We start from the raw sequence: 2536 nt of genomic DNA, 5'->3' as shown, positions 1-2536 counted from the left end.
GTTCAAAATGTAACGATCATCCCAAGAAAAATTTACCCTTCCAAAAAATGCTTGGTATTTATAAACTGTTTCATTATCGATCAAGTCGAAAACGTTAAATGCGGATGACAGGGAATAAATTAGGCTATTACTAGTAAAACCGCTGGCCTCTTGAACCAGTTGATTTGAGGTTTGTTGTTGGAAGGTACTACCTATTAAAATTTCGGTTTTGGCCTTACTAAATTTTTTAGACCAAGATAATTGTGGTTCAATAATCCAAGATTTTCTAGAAGTTGTATTGACATATATAGACGAATATTCACTTCCTACTTCAAAAGCTGGATCATATAAAGTGGAGGGTTGTGTTCTACTATCTTCAAAGCGGGTATCGGTAAATCCAAAACTTGTTTTAGCTACTAAATTTGGTAATAAGTTATACGATAATAAACCATTGGCTAAAAGGTCATTTGATTTAGAAAGGTATTTGCCTTCAAAATTTGCCAGTGGATTATTAAAAGTGCTGTTCTCCCAGTTTAAATTGCCTTCTGCATCATACAAAGCAGGAGCATTGGGCGCCAATAAAATAGATTGTTGCGTAATATCAATTCCAGGCTGATTGTTTTCTTGCGCCGTATATCCCATTGAAAAATTGATTCGAAATTTTTTGTCTTCGGATTCATGGTTGATGTTGGCAAGAAGATTTCCTTTTTTATAATTGAAGTCACCAAGGAAAACGGTTGTTTCTTTATGAAAATTACCGTTGATAAGAAATTGTGTTCGTGCTGAACCTCCTGATAATGAAGTCTGAATATCGTTGAAGACTGCTGTTCCTCCAATTAATTCTTTTTGCCAATTAGTATACCGATTTTGATCCCACGTTCCATTTACATCATAGTTGTTTGAGCCAAAGGGGATTCCATCATTAATAAATGCTTCTTTGCGCATCTGCAAATACTGTTGTGTATTCATCAAATCCATAAATCGGGTTACTTTGCCCAATCCCCCTGATACATTGGCGGTAAATTTAGTTTTTCCTTCTTTTCCTTTTTTAGTGGAGATAAGAACAACACCGTTGGATCCTCGGGAACCGTAAATTGCTGTTGCATCGGCATCTTTTAGCACTTCAATACTGGCTATATCTGCTGGATTAATACTATTTAACGGACTGGTTTGACCAGGAATAACAATGCCTGTTAAATCAGAGCCAACAGCATCAGAAGAATAGGGCACACCATCAATAATATAAAGTGGTCTATTGCCATCTGATCGCAAACTGTTTTGTCCTCTAATTTGAATATCAAAACCACCACCAGCTACTCCCGTATTTTGAGTAATGTTAACACCAGCCATCCTGCCTTGCATTGCAGCAAGTACATTGGTTACCGGTTGTTTGCCGATGTCTTTTGAGGTGATTTTTGAGATACTTCCCGTGCGTTCGCTTTCCTTGACGGAATAGTATCCCGCATTAATACGTACTTCTTGAAGCGTTGTGGCATCTTCTTGCAAAACGATATCAATCGTTTTAAGCGCATTGATTGGCATAGAGACCGTCTTGTACCCCATGAAGGAATAGACTAGCGTAGCAGTAGGGGAAGCCGCTATTAGATATTTCCCATCAAAGTCTGTAATGACAGCCTTATTTGTTCCTTTAATAGTAACAGTTACGCCTGGTAATGGGCCATTAAAATCTGTAACGGTACCGCTTACTTGATGGGTTTGAAGGTTGAGCTTTAGAAAATTGCTACCATTGTAAGCTAGGACAGGGGTAATGAACAAGTACAACCCTAAAATAAGGAAATACACTATTGTCCTACTCCCGTTGATTAATGAACTATTTTTCATAATTTTGGTTATTGGTTAGATGAAACATGCGTTTTGTTTTACTGTGACTCTCTATTTTGTTTGACGACAGGGGTAGAGAGTCTTTTTTTATGTGATGAGCCACAAAGGCGCTAAGGCATTAAGGTTAATTTTATTTAGTCATAGGCTTTAAAAGTTTGATGGTTGTGCGTTAAAGGTTATTAGTTACTGTAGCTTCTCAATAAGCTGCACCGTTTATTAATTGAACTTAGTATCTTTAAAAACGGCCTTTTAGATCCGTTTTAGATCTGGACGACTCGTTTAGGTAATTCTGCTACAAGCATAAAGCCAAAGAATTATGATTGTTATTAATGCCACTATTAAAGCGGCTTGTATTTGTTTGTAGTATTTCATAATATTGGTTGTTGGTTTGATTAAACATATGTTTTGTTATGACTCTCTAATCTGCACGAGGACAGGGGATAGGTTCTCTTTGATCTCTTTGATTCATTATTACCATTCTATCATTAGCAAGCTGTTTTTTTTGGTTTTATAGGATTAGTAAATAACCTGCACCTTGTGATAACTAACTCAAATTAAATTATATCCATTTTATTCAAAAGGTTTTTGGTGCAGGTGTTTAGGTTTAATAGATTATTAAGCCATAAATGGTTTTGTTAATTTTATAGTTGACTTTAGGTATAATAGCATGAATTCCACCAATATTTTTTAGATGAATATCTATTTTTTATTTTGG

Annotated in this window: 1 protein-coding gene; it reads right to left on the bottom strand. The window is 35.8% G+C overall.

The features are described from left to right. On the bottom strand, positions 1 to 1821 hold a 1821-nt coding region (locus P8M54_RS15690), incomplete at its 3' end, for a SusC/RagA family TonB-linked outer membrane protein (RefSeq protein ID WP_300288978.1). Positions 1822 to 2536: the final 715 nt, after the last annotated feature.

Source organism: Flavobacterium sp. (assembly GCF_029242675.1).
In the GTDB taxonomy this organism is placed as follows: domain Bacteria; phylum Bacteroidota; class Bacteroidia; order Flavobacteriales; family Flavobacteriaceae; genus Flavobacterium.
This window is presented reverse-complemented; position numbering and strand designations above follow the sequence as displayed.